Origin of the sequence: Tamlana flava (genome assembly GCF_041287255.1) — a bacterium.
Lineage (GTDB): Bacteria > Bacteroidota > Bacteroidia > Flavobacteriales > Flavobacteriaceae > Tamlana > Tamlana flava.
On sequence record NZ_JBGGTX010000003.1, the window covers coordinates 235,909 to 252,265 of the forward strand.

At 35.4% G+C, this 16,357-nt stretch carries 20 protein-coding genes and 1 tRNA gene; 11 read left to right on the forward strand and 10 right to left on the reverse strand.

Going from position 1 to position 16,357, the window contains the following annotated elements:
- Window positions 1-80 precede the first annotated feature (80 nt).
- Window positions 81-1,103, forward strand: a complete 1,023-nt coding sequence (locus ACB104_RS10105) for a glutamine synthetase beta-grasp domain-containing protein (RefSeq protein WP_370478406.1) — start codon at window positions 81-83, stop codon at window positions 1,101-1,103.
- A 136-nt stretch (window positions 1,104-1,239) separates the two neighbouring features.
- Here the strand turns inward: ACB104_RS10105 and ACB104_RS10110 are convergent, their stop codons facing one another.
- The gene (locus ACB104_RS10110; protein WP_370478408.1) at window positions 1,240-2,184 is read right to left on the reverse strand and encodes a calcium/sodium antiporter; all 945 of its coding nucleotides are present in this window, start codon (window positions 2,182-2,184) and stop codon (window positions 1,240-1,242) included.
- 856 nt (window positions 2,185-3,040) lie between these two features.
- Between ACB104_RS10110 and ACB104_RS10115 the strand changes: the two genes are divergently transcribed.
- Window positions 3,041-3,184 carry a hypothetical protein gene (locus ACB104_RS10115; protein WP_370478409.1) on the forward strand — a complete coding sequence of 48 codons (144 nt, stop codon included), beginning with the start codon at window positions 3,041-3,043 and terminating at the stop codon, window positions 3,182-3,184.
- Window positions 3,185-4,196: 1,012 nt separating this feature from the next.
- Here ACB104_RS10115 and ACB104_RS10120 read toward each other — a convergent pair.
- Window positions 4,197-4,270 (reverse strand) — tRNA-Arg (locus tag ACB104_RS10120).
- Between the two features lie 84 nt (window positions 4,271-4,354).
- Here ACB104_RS10120 and ACB104_RS10125 point away from each other — a divergent pair.
- From ACB104_RS10125 to ACB104_RS10155, 7 genes are all read left to right on the forward strand, one after another.
- Window positions 4,355-4,984 (forward strand): Crp/Fnr family transcriptional regulator, encoded by a 630-nt coding sequence (locus ACB104_RS10125; RefSeq protein WP_370478411.1) that lies wholly within the window; start codon window positions 4,355-4,357, stop codon window positions 4,982-4,984.
- Window positions 4,985-5,173: 189 nt separating this feature from the next.
- Complete coding sequence (locus ACB104_RS10130; RefSeq protein WP_370478413.1) at window positions 5,174-5,731, forward strand: YeeE/YedE family protein; 558 nt, start codon at window positions 5,174-5,176, stop codon at window positions 5,729-5,731.
- 2 nt (window positions 5,732-5,733) lie between these two features.
- Window positions 5,734-6,147, forward strand: a complete 414-nt coding sequence (locus ACB104_RS10135; protein ID WP_370478415.1) for a DUF6691 family protein — start codon at window positions 5,734-5,736, stop codon at window positions 6,145-6,147.
- Window positions 6,148-6,939, forward strand: coding sequence for a sulfite exporter TauE/SafE family protein (locus ACB104_RS10140; RefSeq protein WP_370478417.1), 792 nt, complete (start codon window positions 6,148-6,150; stop codon window positions 6,937-6,939). It abuts the gene before it with no gap.
- A gap of 88 nt (window positions 6,940-7,027) precedes the next feature.
- The gene (locus ACB104_RS10145) at window positions 7,028-8,440 is read left to right on the forward strand and encodes an MBL fold metallo-hydrolase (protein ID WP_370478419.1); all 1,413 of its coding nucleotides are present in this window, start codon (window positions 7,028-7,030) and stop codon (window positions 8,438-8,440) included.
- 21 nt (window positions 8,441-8,461) lie between these two features.
- The gene (locus ACB104_RS10150) at window positions 8,462-8,662 is read left to right on the forward strand and encodes a YgaP family membrane protein (RefSeq protein ID WP_370478421.1); all 201 of its coding nucleotides are present in this window, start codon (window positions 8,462-8,464) and stop codon (window positions 8,660-8,662) included.
- Window positions 8,663-8,932: a heavy-metal-associated domain-containing protein gene (locus tag ACB104_RS10155; RefSeq protein ID WP_370478422.1), complete on the forward strand. Its 270-nt coding sequence runs from the start codon at window positions 8,663-8,665 to the stop codon at window positions 8,930-8,932.
- Here ACB104_RS10155 and ACB104_RS10160 read toward each other — a convergent pair.
- The 8 genes from ACB104_RS10160 to ACB104_RS10195 all read right to left on the reverse strand — a co-directional run bounded on the left by ACB104_RS10160 (window position 8,929) and on the right by ACB104_RS10195 (window position 14,734).
- Window positions 8,929-9,204, reverse strand: a complete 276-nt coding sequence (locus tag ACB104_RS10160; protein WP_370478424.1) for an ATP-dependent Clp protease adaptor ClpS — start codon at window positions 9,202-9,204, stop codon at window positions 8,929-8,931. The two genes, ACB104_RS10155 and ACB104_RS10160, sit on opposite strands and share 4 nt — an antisense overlap.
- A gap of 32 nt (window positions 9,205-9,236) precedes the next feature.
- Window positions 9,237-10,073, reverse strand: a complete 837-nt coding sequence (prmA, locus tag ACB104_RS10165) for a 50S ribosomal protein L11 methyltransferase (protein ID WP_370478425.1) — start codon at window positions 10,071-10,073, stop codon at window positions 9,237-9,239.
- A gap of 93 nt (window positions 10,074-10,166) precedes the next feature.
- On the reverse strand, window positions 10,167-10,307 hold the full coding sequence (locus ACB104_RS10170) for a helix-turn-helix domain-containing protein (RefSeq protein WP_370478427.1): 141 nt from the start codon (window positions 10,305-10,307) through the stop codon (window positions 10,167-10,169).
- A gap of 181 nt (window positions 10,308-10,488) precedes the next feature.
- Window positions 10,489-11,238, reverse strand: coding sequence for a triose-phosphate isomerase (gene tpiA, locus ACB104_RS10175; RefSeq protein ID WP_370478429.1), 750 nt, complete (start codon window positions 11,236-11,238; stop codon window positions 10,489-10,491).
- Between the two features lie 50 nt (window positions 11,239-11,288).
- Window positions 11,289-11,774, reverse strand: coding sequence for a TlpA family protein disulfide reductase (locus tag ACB104_RS10180; RefSeq protein ID WP_370478430.1), 486 nt, complete (start codon window positions 11,772-11,774; stop codon window positions 11,289-11,291).
- A 31-nt stretch (window positions 11,775-11,805) separates the two neighbouring features.
- Window positions 11,806-12,882, reverse strand: a complete 1,077-nt coding sequence (locus ACB104_RS10185; protein ID WP_370479090.1) for an ABC transporter permease — start codon at window positions 12,880-12,882, stop codon at window positions 11,806-11,808.
- Window positions 12,879-14,192: a BT_3928 family protein gene (locus tag ACB104_RS10190; protein WP_370478432.1), complete on the reverse strand. Its 1,314-nt coding sequence runs from the start codon at window positions 14,190-14,192 to the stop codon at window positions 12,879-12,881. The genes ACB104_RS10185 and ACB104_RS10190 overlap by 4 nt, the downstream gene beginning before the upstream one ends.
- Window positions 14,189-14,734, reverse strand: coding sequence for a DUF1599 domain-containing protein (locus ACB104_RS10195; RefSeq protein ID WP_370478434.1), 546 nt, complete (start codon window positions 14,732-14,734; stop codon window positions 14,189-14,191). Before ACB104_RS10195 ends, ACB104_RS10190 begins: the two co-directional genes overlap by 4 nt.
- 103 nt (window positions 14,735-14,837) lie before the next feature.
- Here ACB104_RS10195 and folP point away from each other — a divergent pair, with 103 nt between their 5' ends.
- Together folP and ACB104_RS10205 are read left to right on the forward strand one after the other, a co-directional pair.
- Window positions 14,838-15,662, forward strand: coding sequence for a dihydropteroate synthase (gene folP / locus ACB104_RS10200; protein ID WP_370478435.1), 825 nt, complete (start codon window positions 14,838-14,840; stop codon window positions 15,660-15,662).
- Between the two features lie 11 nt (window positions 15,663-15,673).
- The gene (locus ACB104_RS10205; RefSeq protein ID WP_370478437.1) at window positions 15,674-16,339 is read left to right on the forward strand and encodes a hypothetical protein; all 666 of its coding nucleotides are present in this window, start codon (window positions 15,674-15,676) and stop codon (window positions 16,337-16,339) included.
- The last annotated feature ends 18 nt before the right edge of the window (window positions 16,340-16,357 follow it).

Sequence of the window (16,357 nt, forward strand, 5' to 3'; positions counted from 1 at the left end):
CCATAAAATTCATAGTACATCTGAGAAATTATATATTTGTTACGCAAAAATTATTATTCAATTAAAATTAAATATTCATTATGGCAAAAATTAAATTAGAATATCTTTGGTTAGATGGTTATTACCCAACGCAAAACCTTAGAAGTAAAACTAAAGTTGAGGAGCATGAAAACTTTAAAGGCACTTTAGAAGAAATTGGAAACTGGTCTTTTGATGGATCTTCAACAAGACAAGCTGAAGGTGGTTCTTCTGACTGCTTATTAGTTCCTGTTGCTATTTATCCTGATCCAGAGCGTATCAATGGATACTTGGTAATGACTGAAGTTATGAATGCAGATGGAACTCCGCACGTTTCTAACGGAAGAGCAACTATTGATGATGAGGATGATGATTTCTGGTTTGGTTTTGAGCAAGAATATTTCATCATGGATACTGCTACTCAATTACCTTTAGGTTTCCCAGTTGGCGGATATCCTGCTCCACAAGGTATGTACTACTGCTCTGTTGGTGGAAAAAATACTCACGGTCGTGATTTAGTTGAGGAGCATGCTGATTTATGTATACAAGCTGGTTTAAACTTTGAAGGTATTAACCAAGAGGTTGCTTGTGGACAGTGGGAATTCCAATTATTCGCAAAAGGTGCAAAATTAGCCGGTGACGAATTATGGGTTGCTAGATATTTATTGGATAGATTAACCGAAAAATATGGATACTATATTGAGTATCACCCAAAACCGCTTGGTAAAGATATGGACTGGAATGGTTCTGGTATGCACGCTAACTTCTCCAACACAACTTTGAGAACTTGTGGTTCAAAAGAGGTTTACGAGAAAATATGTGAAGCTTTCCGTCCAGTTGTAGATGAACACATTGCAGTATACGGCGAGTTTAACGATCAACGTTTAACTGGATTACACGAAACTGCAGCTATCACTGATTTCTCATACGGAGTTTCAGACCGTGGAGCTTCTATTCGTATTCCACTAATCACTGTTAAGAAAGGATGGAAAGGCTGGTTAGAAGACAGACGCCCTGCTTCAAATGGTGACCCATACAAAATTGCTGCGGTGATTGTAAAAACGGTTAAATCTGCTAAGATTTAATTATTAAAAAATAAAGTTTTGTTCATACAAAAGGCTAACATTTAAAAGTGTTGGCCTTTTGTTCTTTTGGAATACCTAACTAAAAGCTTACTTATAAACTTGAAAGAACATTTTTTTGGAAGTGGAACAACGTAAATCATTTAGCCGTAAAAACAATAAACATAAAAACAGCATAGCCCAAAACCAAAAAGAACCCTTTTAGCCTACTAATCTGTAATCTGTTCGGCAAAAATATTAACGGAATTAAAACGGCCGCAAAACCAAGCATCCAGAATATATCATTAGAAAGTATTTGGGGCTCTGTTACCGGAATCGGTTTTATAATGGCAGTCAAGCCCAAAACCGAGCCTATATTAAAAATATTGGAACCTATTAAGTTACCCAAAGAAATGGCCTTTTCCTGCTTCGCTGCCGCAATTACCGAAGCCGCCAATTCTGGAACACTGGTGCCAACAGCTATTAAGGATACCCCTATCACAGCCTCACTCACCCCAATTGTCCTGGCGATGTCCTTGGAACCTTCAACTAACCATTCACTCCCAAAATAAAGGGCAGAAGCACCTATTAGTAACCATAAAATGATTTTAAAATTTGAAACTATGGCAAGGGCTTCGTTTACTACTTCCGAAATAGTATCTTTTTTTGCACTTTTTATAAGCAAAAACAAAAATGCCAAAAGCCCTAGAAACAAAATCCCACCTTCAATAGCTGAAAGCACATTATTATTCTCCAAAAAATAATATAACGCCATTGAAAACAGCATCATTACCGGCCAATTCAGTCTGTAAAACGATCTATCCACACTAATGGAACCGACAATTGCGGTGAGCCCCAAAACCAAGCCAATATTGGCAATGTTTGACCCTACAACATTATTTATAGCAATGGCTGGTGAACCCGATAGCGCGGCCTGTAAACTAACCAACAATTCTGGAGCAGAGGTGGCAAAAGAGACAACCGTCATACCTATTACCATCTTGGATATTTTAAATTTAAATGACAATGCAACGGAAGACCTAACCAAAAACTCACCGCCAACAACCAACAAAATAAATCCCAGAATAACCCAAAGTATGCTCATGCTAATAAATATTTTATGCGAAGATAAACGAAAGTTGAAAGTAAAAAATTGAAAGTTGAAAGTTTTTGAGTAACACATTAATCGCTGCAACTTACTCCTGTCAAAGAGACAAATTTCTAAAAATCCACCTTTTCAAGAATGAAAGTCCCCTTGGTTTTCAAAATAGAATACAAAAAGAGCCTTTAATTATTTAAATTTTAAACAAAAAAGAGCTTTTTAAATTTCAATTTATTATTTAATTGAAGTTACTCACATAATTTCAGAAATAAATTATATTTTTTTACTTACAATTTAGTATTCAAATTCATCAATTTTCACAAAATTCCTTGGCGGTCATATTAGTAAATATATATCTTGAAAAAACATTAGCACAACTAGGCCATTACTAACCTTTAAAACCTTGAAATTATGATCACGCTTGTAAAACTTATAATTGGTGTAATTCTCTTTATTATTTCAATTATTTAAGCCTACAAAATGTAAAACTTAGTCTAGAATAAGTTTTACTATTTTTGTATTATGAAAAAGCAAGCTTTCAAATTTATTGCTAAGGTTAATAAAATCATCTTCCCAAGCTTATCGAAACAGAAAGTTGATTTATCAAAAGCCAACAAATTACAGATGGCCATAATTGCCTGGCGATGGTATGTTACCAAAAATGCATTAGATTGATTAAATTTCCATACTTAAAAAGCATTAACTGTTAAAAAGTAACGCAAACTAGACCGCCCTAACCCTACTATATTGCTTGTTTATGAACAAAGTTTTTCTCCTTTTCATATCCACTTTAATTTTGGTGTCTACGTTGCATGCCAAGAAATCCCCAATACGCACAACGGTTTTCTAAAATGGTGTTTTGCACAAAGACCAGAATATCTTCTCTGAATCCATTGGAGAATTTAAAGAAAATGACCAATGCACAGTACTTGAATATGACAGCAAGGATGTTTATAGGATTAAATATAAAAGTATCATAGGCTTTGCGGCCTGTGACGACTAGGAAGTTACCTAAGAAATGATGGATTGTATTATGACTTTCAAGAGAGAGAACGAATTAAGGCCATTGAAAATCGGAAAAAAAGGGAAAAGGAACTTGAGGAAGCATCAAAGGGGCAGGAATATTTAGAAACAAAAAGAAAAGACTCAAAATTGTTGAGCAAAAATGTTGGGATTTCATCGCAAAAGTCGATAATGAACTGAGACTGGCACTTTTGGAAAAACAACGAAAAGACTCTATCGCCAAAATCCAGAAAGAAAAGCGTTTGTCACTCATTGCTCAACTGAAAATGGATTCCATTGCTAAAATTAGAGAACTGGAAAGACTAAAATTGTCGAGAAAAAAAGACTGGATTCCATTACTAAAGCCTTGGAGCAGCATAAGAAATTGCAAGAATTAAAAAGCAACAATACCTTGTCAAAGTAAAAGCTGAACGAGAAAAACAATCAGGAGAAGAACAAAATAATAATTCTCAAAACCAAACCTCAGTATCTGAGAGCAAAAAAGAGACAAAACCAGAAAAAATCACTTCTGATAATTCCTGCAAATATCTAATTAATGAATATGATGATTTTTATAAAATAAAAACCTTACAAACAAACCTGTATGTTTTAAGCGAAAAGCTCACTATTGAGCTATATAGGCATGGAAAAAACTAAATGTATTCTTTAATTTATCTGAAAATTTGGGTTGTGCCAGTTACATGACGCACAATCGTTTAAGCGTAAAAGTACAGCTTGAAAACAATCAAATGGTAACTCTTATCATTCATGGGGTATTGAGTGCGGCGATTTTTATTTTAAAGAGAGGTATCAGGTTTTCAAATTAAACAATTGCACAGCTCTCCCATTGAGTCCATGCTTCTTCAAGGAACAAAATCCTCTTTAGAAATCACCACTATTGTCTACAAATGCTTTTTTATAGATAAGCAACAGTGCTTGGAATTGGATGATTAAACACCTTCTATTCTAAAACAAAAAAGACCTTCAATATCTTGAAAGTCTTTTAAATTAAGTGACCACGGCAGGATTCAAACCTGCAACCTCTTGAGCCGTAATCAAGTGCGCTATTCAGTTGCGCCACGTGGCCTTTTAAAGTGGGTGCAAATATACATTTTTTATTAAAATACAACCAAATTATTTATTTCAAAATTCTAATTCATTATTTTTGGATATGGAAAAACTATTACTGCAACAAAAGTTTAGCGGTGCCTTTGATGAAGACCTTATAAAAGAAATTGAAAAAATTGGCATTGTACGCACTTATCAGAAGGACGATATCATAATTGACATCAACCAAACCCTAAAATACATCCCGCTTTTACTAACTGGGAACATAAAAATACTTCGTGAAGATGCCGATGGAAACGAATTGCTGATATATTTTCTTGAAGCCGGAGAAACTTGCACTATGTCGCTTACTTGTTGCCTAGGAACATCAAAAAGTAAAATCAGGGCTGTTGCCGAAATGGATTCAGAACTTGTTATGATTCCTGTTGAGTACATGCAAAAATGGTTTCAGACCAATGCCAGTTGGCGCAATTTTATTCTTGAAAGCTACCAAATCCGTTTTGATGAAATGCTTGAGGCTATTGATAATTTGGCCTTTATGAAAATGGATGAACGGCTGTATAAGTACCTTTTGAACAAAACGGAACTGCACGAATCAAAAACCATTAATGTAAAGCATCAAGATATTGCGGAAGACCTTCATACCTCACGAGTTGTAATTTCTAGACTTTTGAAACAGTTGGAGAACGAAAACAAAATAAAACTTAGCCGTAATAAAATTGATGTATTATAGCGCCATAACTTTTTGGGCGCTACCACAAGGGTCGGGCTTTACGTTGCAAGTCCTCGCTCGTTCCTCGCTATAGGCTTTCCAATGCAATCCTTAGCGCAGAAATACATCACTTTATTTGGAGCTTTTACGTAACAATTGTTACATAACGCAAAAACTAACCATATAATTTTACACTAACCAATTAATCTCATGGAATATATTTTAAACCCTTGGCCTTGGTACGTTTCGGGCCCTTTAATCGCCATCGTCATGGCCATACTACTTTATTTCGGAAAAACTTTTGGCATGTCCTCTAATTTAAAAACGCTATGTGCCATTGGGGGTGCAGGGAAATTTTCTGAATTCTTCAAATTCGATTGGAAAGAACAGGTATGGAATTTAATCGTAGTGTTAGGCGCCATTATTGGCGGATTTATTGGAACTCATTATTTGTCAAACGATAGCGGCACTGACTTAAACCCCGTAACTATTTCTGAACTCAAACAAATGGGCTTTCAAAACTCAGGAGAAACATTGGTTCCCGATGAATTATATGGCGTAGATGCCATTAGCAGCCCTATGGGATTAACTTTATTAATTGTTGGCGGACTGTTAGTTGGCTTCGGCACACGCTACGCTGGTGGTTGCACATCTGGGCATGCTATTGCAGGATTAAGTAGCCTACAAAAGCCTTCATTAATAGCTGTAATAGGCTTTTTTGTTGGTGGATTGATTATGGCCAATTTTATTTTACCCCTAATATTTTAATTATGAAGTTTATTAAGTTTTTACTCGTTGGCATATTTTTCGGTATTGTTTTGGTTAAATCTGAGGCTGTATCATGGTACCGTATTTACGAAATGTTTCGTTTTCAATCTTTCCATATGTATGGCATCATCGGAACTGCCATAGCATCAGGTATTTTATTCCTTCAAATTTCAAAAAAAGTAAATATCAAAAGTATACAAGGTGTTCACATTTTTGTTCCAAAAAAGGAAGATGGATTCGCTAGATACATTATAGGAGGGGCTATTTTTGGTTTAGGCTGGGCACTTGTTGGCTCATGCCCAGGCCCTATGTACATCTTGTTGGGCACTGGTGTTTATAGCATGATAATCGTAATTGCGGCAGCTGTAGTTGGTACTTTCATTTATGGTGTTTTAAAAAACAAACTCCCCCACTAAATGGATTTAGCCCACCTTACCGGTTATATAGCAGCTCTAATTATAGGTTTAGTTTTAGGCCTTGTAGGTGGTGGTGGCTCCATATTAACGGTACCAGTAATGGTTTATCTTTTGGGCTACAACCCGGTAATAGCAACTGCATATTCTTTATTTGTAGTGGGCACTTCCTCTATGGTTGGTACTTTCCAAAAGCACAAAAAACGATTGGTTGATTTTAAAACCGGGCTTGCGTTTTCATTTCCATCCTTTTTATCAGTCTACCTAACGCGACGTTATTTGGTTCCAGGAATTCCCGATACGTTATTAAAAATTGGAGATTACAATTTAACCAAAGAAGTTGGTATTATGGTGTTTTTTGCAATCGTCATGCTTTTCGCTTCATTTTCGATGATTAAGAAAGACAACCCCGAAACCCTCGCTACAGTAAAGCAGCCCTATTATATTACATTTGCGCAAGGTCTAGTTATTGGCACCATAACCGGGGTTATTGGCGCAGGTGGAGGATTTTTATATGTCCCAGCTTTAGTGCTCTGGGCAAAACTTCCAATGAAAAAAGCTGTTGGCACTTCATTGGTTATAGTAACCATAAATTCGCTTATAGGATTTTTAGGGGACGTCCAAACTCTAGATATAGAATGGATTTTTCTTCTTTCATTCACTTTTGTTGCCGTTTTCGGCATTATTCTAGGAGTCTTTCTCTCAAAGTTCATCAGCGGAAAAAGACTTAAAAAGAGTTTTGGTTTTTTCATCTTGATCATGGCCGTTTACATTCTTTATAAAGAACTACAGTAGGCTATTTGTAATATTGGTTACAAACAAAAATGAAGATTTTCGTATCTTTATTTAATTGTTTAAAATTTAATGAATTTGAAAAATATAAATGAAAATTGAACAAATTTATACAGGATGTTTAGCTCAGGGAGCCTACTATATAGAATCTGAAGGTGAAGTTGCTATTATAGACCCCTTACGTGAAACACAGCAATATGTTGATAAGGCCAATAAAGAAAATGCAAAGATTAAGTACATTTTTGAAACGCATTTTCACGCAGATTTTGTTTCTGGTCATATAGATTTAGCCAAAAAGACAGGGGCAACCATAGTCTATGGGCCTGGCGCTGAAACCACTTACGATATTCATACCGCAAAAGATAATGAGAAATTTAAGTTAGGAAAAGTCACCATAAAAGTACTGCACACTCCTGGACATACTTTGGAATCCTCAACTTTTTTGTTAATAGATGAAAACGGAAAAGAACATGCCATCTTTTCAGGTGACACACTTTTTTTAGGCGATGTAGGTAGGCCGGATTTAGCAATTAAGTCAAATCTTACTAAAGAAGATTTAGCAGGAATGCTCTATGATTCCTTACGAAACAAAATTATGACTTTGCCAGATGACGTCATTGTCTATCCAGCACATGGAGCAGGTTCTGCTTGTGGTAAAAACCTAAGCAAGGAAACCGTAGGGATTTTGGGTGAACAGAAAAAAACAAACTACGCCTTAAGGGCCAATATGACCCGAGACGAGTTTATAAAAGAAGTTTTAACCGGCATAGCTCCACCTCCTCAATATTTTGCGAAAAATGCCATGATGAATAAATCTGGTTATGATGCCTTTGAAACCGTTTTAAAGAAAGGCGACACGCCCTTAAACCCAGAAGAATTTGAAGCTTTAGCGAATAATGAAAATGCTTTGGTTCTTGATGTAAGAAAAGAAAAGGATTTTGTTAACGGACATATACCAAACTCTATCTTCATAGGCTTAAACGGTTCTTTTGCTCCATGGGTTGGCGCATTAATTACTGACATAAAACAGCCCATTTTATTAATTACCCCAGAGGGCAAGGAAAAAGAAACCGTAACAAGGCTATCGCGAGTTGGCTACGATAATACCCTTGGATACTTAAAAGGTGGTCTAGATGCATGGAAAGCTGCTGGAAAGGATATTGAAACCATATCCTCCATTTCCGCGGATAAATTTTCTGAAAAATTTAAAAATAAAGATGTCAATGTATTGGATGTAAGAAAGGATGGTGAATATAAATCTGAGCATTTGGTGGGTGATCACGTTCAGCATTTCGCCTTGGACTACATTAATGACAACATGAATACCATCGATAAAAACAAAACCTATTACTTACATTGCGCTGGAGGGTACCGTTCGGTAATCGCTGCTTCAATTTTAAAAGCTAGGGGTTTTAATAATTTAGTTGATATTGCAGGTGGTTTTGGTGCCTTAAAAAATACTGATTTACCAACTACAGATTATGTTTGCCCGTCGACATTATAAACCATTTAAAACCATTTTGATATGAAAAAAAATATGGGAACCGCAGACAAGTCCATTAGAATATTGGTGGCTATTGTCATAGCATTGCTTTACTATTTTGATGCAATATCAGGCACGTTGGCCTACATTTTAATGGCATTAGCTATTATTTTCCTAATTACCAGTTTTATCAATTTTTGCCCATTGTATAAGGTATTCGGCATCAAAACATCTAAAAAGTAAATGACTACAACTTTAGAAGTTCAGAATTTAAAGTGCGGAGGTTGTGCCAATAGTATAAAAGAGAAGCTTTCCCTTTTACCAAATGTAAAAGACATTTCTGTTGATGTTGAGCATAGCTTGGTTTCTTTTTCCTTAGACGAAGAATCAACGGTTGCTACAGTAAAAACATTATTAAGTAAAATTGGCTACCCAGTTACGGGGAATGAAAACCCATTGGCTACAAAAGCAAAATCTTTTGTGAGCTGCGCTGTTGGAAGAATGAAAAGTTAGACGATTTCGGCACTCAAACCAGCTTGAAGCAATTTCGAACAGCGTGGTTTTAAGTCGTCATATGCCCCCGTTTTCACGGTGCACTTACCTTTATAATGCACAATAAGTGAACATTGTTCTGCCTGTTCTGATGTATGTTCGCAGGCATAAATGAGTGTTTCAATAACATGGTCAAAAGTGTTAACATCGTCATTGTACAACACAATTTCGTTCTGTGTTATCATCTCTTCGTCTAGCAGTAATTCCTCTGATGTTTTTTCTTTGGAACTCATAATACAATCTATTTTTTGGGGATTTAACTCTACTAATTTAAAAATTTTAGCGAAACCCAATTGTTTCTTTCCAGTTTTTCCTCAAATTTTAACATATGTTTCTCACATTCAGCCTTTATAACAGGCACATCATCATCATAAAATCCACTTAAAAACAAAATTCCTTTTTGGTTTAAACAAGACACGTAAACGGCCATATCTTGCAATAAAATATTGCGATTGATATTGGCTATTATAACATCGTATTTCTTATTATTTAAAACTGAAGCGTCTCCTTCAATAACTGTAATGTACTTACAATCGTTTCGTTCTACATTCTCAATACTATTTAAATAGCACCAATTATCGTAATCTACAGCATCAATCGGGTTGCCCCCCTTCATTTCGGCAAGAATGGCCAAAACACCCGTACCACAACCCATATCCAATACTGATTTATTTATAAAATCGTTCTTTAAGATATGCTGAATCATCATATGTGTGGTTTCATGATGACCTGTGCCAAAACTCATTTTTGGCTCAATAACAATATCGTATTCTGTATCAAACTTTTCATGGAATGGTGCTCGTACGGCACAAACTCCATCAACCACAATAGGATTAAAATTCTTTTCCCATTCTTCATTCCAATTGGTTTGCTCAATTTCTTCAAAAGTGAATGAAATCTCAAACTCCTCAGAACTTAAAATTTGAATATCCTCTAAAACATGCTCATTCCATTCGTCCTTTTGAATGTAAGCTGCAACACCTTCCTCTGTTTCAACAAAACTTTCAAAACCAGCGTAACCGAGTTCTGCTATTAAAATCTCGACAGCAGGTTGTAGTGGTTCAACCTTAAAATAATACCCTAAATAAATTGTGTTTGACATACCCTTGTTTAAGGCTGCAAAGATACTAAGATAAACCCTATAACAGATGCTTCTCAATAGCGATTTTAATCATGCCGACACTGTTTTTTGCCCCTAGTTTACAATGATGTTCATTCGGTGGGTTTCAAAAGTTTTAGGGCTAATAAATAGTTTTTCGGAAATTTCTTGTGTGGTAAGTTCTTCTGAAATGGTGACAAGCACTTCATGCTCTCGGCAAGTTAAATTGGGCTTCAAATCACTTTCAGCGGTCTTATTTGCGTTTGATTCAATAAACGCGCATGGATGATATCAGGTAAAAACAACTATTGTATTTTATTATTATTTTTTAAAAATAAGGCATTCCTTGATTTGTAAAAAACCAGGAAATGCCTTCATTTAGACTCCCATCTTCGCGGGAATGACAAATATATGTTACTTAAAAAGCGTTTACAATAGCGAAGAAATCTTCAGCATTTAGTGAAGCTCCTCCTATTAAGCCTCCATCAACATCCGGCTTTGAAAAAATCTCTTCGGCATTTGATGGTTTTACACTGCCTCCATAAAGTATTGAAACAGAATCTGCCACGTCATTACCGTATTTATCGGCCAAAGTCCTTCTAATAAATGCGTGCATATCTTGCGCCTGTTCTGGGCTAGCAGTTTCACCTGTTCCGATGGCCCAAACCGGCTCATAAGCCAAAATAATATTTTGGAACGCCGAAGCCCCCAAATGGAACAACCCATTTTTAATTTGGTCGCCTACTACTTTTTCTTGTTTTCCAGCTTTTCTATCTGCCAACTCTTCACCAAAGCAAAAAATAACTTTCATCCCTTTACCTAAAGCAGCATCAACTTTTTTTGCCAACATTTCATCAGTTTCGTTAAAATATTCACGACGTTCGCTGTGCCCTAAAATCACCGTATTTACACCAATACTTTTTAACATGCTTGCGCTAATCTCTCCTGTATAGGCACCACTTTCTGCAAAGTGCATATTTTGTGCTATAACTTCTATTTTAGAACCTTTTAAGCTATTGTATGCTTGCCACAAGTTAGTTGCAGTAGGCGCAATCATAACCTCAGCATCTGAAGTTTTCTGTTGTGATTTCAAATTAGCGATTAACATTTCAGTTTGTGCCAAATCGTTGTTCATTTTCCAGTTTCCGGCTACTATTTGTTTTCTCATTGCTATCTTAACCTTTTCAAAGAAAAGGGATTTTTATTTTAGTTAATTAATTATTGTAAAGTTTGTTTTATTCTCTTATCATCGGCTTCTACAGCCTTGAATAATTTAATTTTTCCTTTGGTATCTACCACCATATAACGAGGTATCCAATCTATTTGAACAAAATCTGCAAAAGTACCTTTCTTGCCTTTGTCCATGTAATAATGTTCCCCTTGAACATCATGCTTTTTTATGCCTCGTTTCCAGGCCTCCTGCCCTCTATCTAAAGACAAAAATACAAAAACCACATCGTCATGAACCTTTTGCAAAGCCTTTACTTTTGGCATTCCTCTTAAACAATCACCGCACCATGATGCCCAAATATCAATAAAAACGGTTTTTCCTTTATGAGCTTCCAAAATTGTTTTTAATGCTATTAGATTTCCATCAAGGGCTATAAAAGTATCCTCCAGAGCATCTTTGGGAAATTCTTTGGGCACTTGTGTGTTGCAATTTAAAAATGCCAACATTAACGTAAATACCACAATTCTTTTCAATTCAATTTTTTTTAACTTGTTAAACCGTCATTTACTCCAGCTTTACCTTTGGATCTAGCCAAACATAAATGATATCTACAAAAATATTGATTATTATAAACAATAACGCAATAATTAATACCGAACCCATAATAACAGGCAAATCCAGTGTGTTGAGGGCATTTACAATTTCTTTTCCCAAGCCGTTCCAACCGAAAATATACTCCACAAAAACGGCACCTGCAAGCATAGAAGCAAACCAACCCGAAATGGCAGTAACAACTGGATTTAATGCATTTTTAACAGCATGCCTTTTTATGATTTGAAATTCCCTTAGTCCCTTTGCCCTAGCTGTTCTAATGTAATCTTGATTAAAAACTTCCAATAAAGAGTTTCGCATAAGTTGAACAACAATAGCTAATGGACGAATACCTAAAACCATGGTTGGCAATATCAAATTCTTCCATTTTATGTGCATGGCCTCTCCAAAGTCGTCCAACTCATAAAGACTACCTGTCATTTCTAAATTGGTGTATCTATGCAAAATATACCCGAAAAACCAAGCGAACAGGATAGCACTGAAAAAAGAAGGCACACTCATACCCAATGTACTTAAAACCTGAATGGCCTTATCGAGCCATTTATCTTTATATAATGCCGAAACAATACCTAGAAAAACACCAGTTAACATGGCAATTGTGATGGCCGAAACGGCCAAAACAAATGTGTTTGGCAAGGTTTCACCCAAAACCTGACTTACTTTTTTACCTTGTTTGGTAAAAGATTCGCGTAAATAAGGGAATTTTAAAACCGTGGTTGTGTTTCCTATTGAAAATAATTTTACGCCATTATATTTTCCTTCTTTTAAAAAGGTGTAATCTTCTGATTTATTAGAGTGGAATGAAATGGGCAGTAAATCATTTAGATAATAAAAATACTGCTTGGAAATTGGTTTATCAAAACCATATTTTTGTTTTACAATAGCCAATTGCTCACTGTCCTCGTTCTGGCCCATCATCATTTGTGCAGGGTCTCCCGGAAGTACACTAAACAAAAAGAATATAATGGTAACTACCCCAAATAAAGTGAGTAAGGCATAGAAGATCTTATTTAACAGGTAGCTAATCAGTTTTCAGGTTTTAGAATTATTTCAATTATCCCTGTATAAAACGTGTTGTTTTGGTTATTGAAATCTTTTAATTGAATTGAATCCTTTATAACATTGATACTTTCAATTTTTGCAGAATCTAAAGCCTCAACCACTTCTTTAGTGGATGCCTCACCGTCAACAAAATAGGCAATAACCTCACTTGATTTTTTAAATTTGGCTTTTCTTTCAACTTTTGGCAGTTTTAAATCTTCAATATCGTTCCAATGTACCTTTTGCATTATTGTGCCATTGTCCAATTCTAAAATTCCAGGGTTTGAACGCACTACTGTTTTTATTGCTTTTTCGTCACATAAATACCAAGCAAAATCTAGTCCGTAAGTTTTATTGATGTTTTGTTTTGCAGTTTCACCAGATGCAGTCAATCCGATAATAAAATATCCATTTTCAATAGCTTTATCTTGCAAAGCTTTCAATTTTGAAGCTCCATCTTGCTCAATCTTTTCCAAACTGTAAGACACCACCACAATTAAATTTTCTTGGTTTAAAAAGTATTCGGTCAAGTTTTCTTCTTCACTTTCTATGGAGAAATCTACAACAGGTGGTTGGTAACCTTCTTCAATCACTTTGGTTTCCACACCAACAAAGTCGCCGTCAACTGAAGGATAAGACCCATTGGTTGTGATTAGTTTTTCCTCACCATTAATATTGAATTTCCATGAATATTCAATTATGGGCTTTGGGGCATCTTCTGGAATAGACATGCCTTCGGTAATATTGTTTCCAATTTTATATGCACGAAAATCAATAAGCGGTAAATGCATTAAAACATGATAGGCAAACCACAAACTAAGGATAAAGCTGAGTAATGCAAAAACAGTGGTTTGCAACTTACCAAATACGGGCTTGATGTGCTTTTTCCCAAAAAACAAAATAAGCACAAGCACCAGTAAAACAACATCTTTGGTGAAGCTTTCCCACGGGGTCAACTTTAAGGCATCACCAAAACAGCCGCAATCCCTGACCTTATCAAAATAGGCCGAATAAAAGGTTAAAAACGTGAAGAACACAATCATGGCCAAAAGACTCCAAACCGTGAACTTAGGCTTGTAGCCAATAATCAAAAATACACCAAGCACAACCTCAAAAACCACAACAAAAACAGAGATAATTAAGGCATAGGGCTCAAAAAACGGCATGTTTAAAACATCAGCACTGAAGTATTCCTGTAACTTATACGAAAACCCAAGTGGATCGTTAAGCTTTATAAAGCCTGAAATGATGAAAAGGATACCAACTAATATTCTTGAAATGCTAACGAGTATTTTCATTTTTCTTGTTCATTTAAATGTATCATCGCAAAAACAGCATAATTAATCATATCTTGGTAATTGGCATCAATACCTTCGCTAACCAAAGTTTTTCCTCGGTTATTTTCAATTTGTTTCACACGTAATAACTTCTGCAAAATCAAATCGGTTAAACTGCTCACCCGCATATCGCGCCATGCCTCACCATAATCATGATTTTTATCTTCCATTAATTTTTTGGTCAAGGCCACTTTTTCTTCGTATAATTTTGTAGCTTCTTCAGTAGTCATATCTGGTTGTTCAACAACACCTTTTTCCAATTGAATAAGTGCCATGATGCAATAATTTATAATGCCAATAAACTCGCTAGTTTCGCCTTCATCCACCTTTCGCACTGAATTTTTCTGAAGGCTTCTAATACGCTGAGCTTTAATAAAAATTTGGTCGGTTAAAGATGGCAATCTTAAAATTCGCCAAGCGCTACCGTAATCACTCATTTTTTTTATAAATAAACTTTTGCAGGTATCAATTACGGCATCGTATTGTTTTGAAGTATCTTGCATCAATAATTTGAATTTTGCGTAAATTTCGCATAAATAATCAGAAAGTTCAAAGTTTGAGGTTTAAAGTTTTAACATTTAACAAACAATTAGAATTATCCAATAAATGACCATTAACTGCAAAGGAAAACTCATCGATTTGTCTACGCCGAAAGTGATGGGGATTTTAAATATTACCCCCGATTCGTTCTACGATGGCGGCATGCATAAAAATGAAAAAGCGATTTTGAATCACGTGGAAAGCATGTTATTCGAAGGCACAACCTTTATTGATGTTGGGGCCTACAGTTCGCGACCTAATGCCGAACATGTAAGCGAAACCGAAGAGCTAAAACGCATTGTACCTATTGTTAATTTCATTTTGAAGGAATTTCCAGAAACTCTCCTCTCCATTGACACCTTTAGAAGTAAAGTGGCCAAACAATGCATTGAAGCAGGGGCAGCATTAATTAACGATATTTCAGCAGGTAAAATGGATGAGCATATGCTTCCCACGATAGCTGATTTGCGCGTGCTATATATTATGATGCACATGCGCGGAACACCACAAACCATGCAGCAACAAACTGATTATGATAATTTGGCAAAGGACATCCTTTTTTATTTTTCTGAACGAATTGCCGCTGCCAAAGCTTTGGGCATTGTTGATGTTATTGTTGACCCCGGTTTTGGGTTCGCTAAAACCAGGAAACAAAATTTTGAGCTTTTAAATAAGTTGGAACTTTTTAATATAATTGAAAAACCTCTACTAGTTGGCATTTCAAGAAAATCGATGATTTATAAAACCTTACAAACCTCAGCAAACGAAGCCCTAAATGGCACTTCTGTTTTAAACACCATAGCCTTACAAAAAGGGGCTTCCATATTGCGCGTGCACGATGTAAAGGAAGCTGTTGAATGTATAAAACTTGTGGAATCGTTGAGTTGTTAGCCGATAAGCCTATGAAGCGTACTATTTTATTAATAATCCTTTGTTTAGCCTTATCCTGTGGCAAGGAAAAATCCATTCAATTACCGGAAATAGACCATTCTGAAATCATTGAAATTCACGACGTTTCTGCAGCCTATTTGTTTTATGATAAAACCCAAAAAGACAGTATGGAGCTAAACCAAAAAAACCTAATCAGCACCACTAATTGGTTGGTGAATGTTGATAAACGCTTAACGCTAAAACAGGTTATTCCACACATTAAGTTTTTACAGGAAAAAAAAGCAAACTCAAGCCACAAAAACGAAAACGCCAAAAACTATTTTACCTGCCATGATTTAAGCAGGAATAATTTAGGATTTATTGAGTTTACGGATGTAGTTTATGAAAACGAAATGACAAATTATTCAATTGATATTGAAAAATTGACAACTTTTATAAGAGTTGAAAATTTAAAAACTATCAAAATTCAAAGTAGTGATATGGAGGATATTTTAACAAATTCCAATAAATTGGATAATTCTTTTAAAAAGTATCTGGTTAACAGATTTGATAATAGAATTATAGTTCTAGTATTTGATAAGAATATTTATTTTCAAGATTACATCACTATAAAATCTAGACTCAAAGAATTAAATTCAGAAAATATAACCATATCAAAAACCGAATTCATTTATTAACCCATTTTTACTAAATTT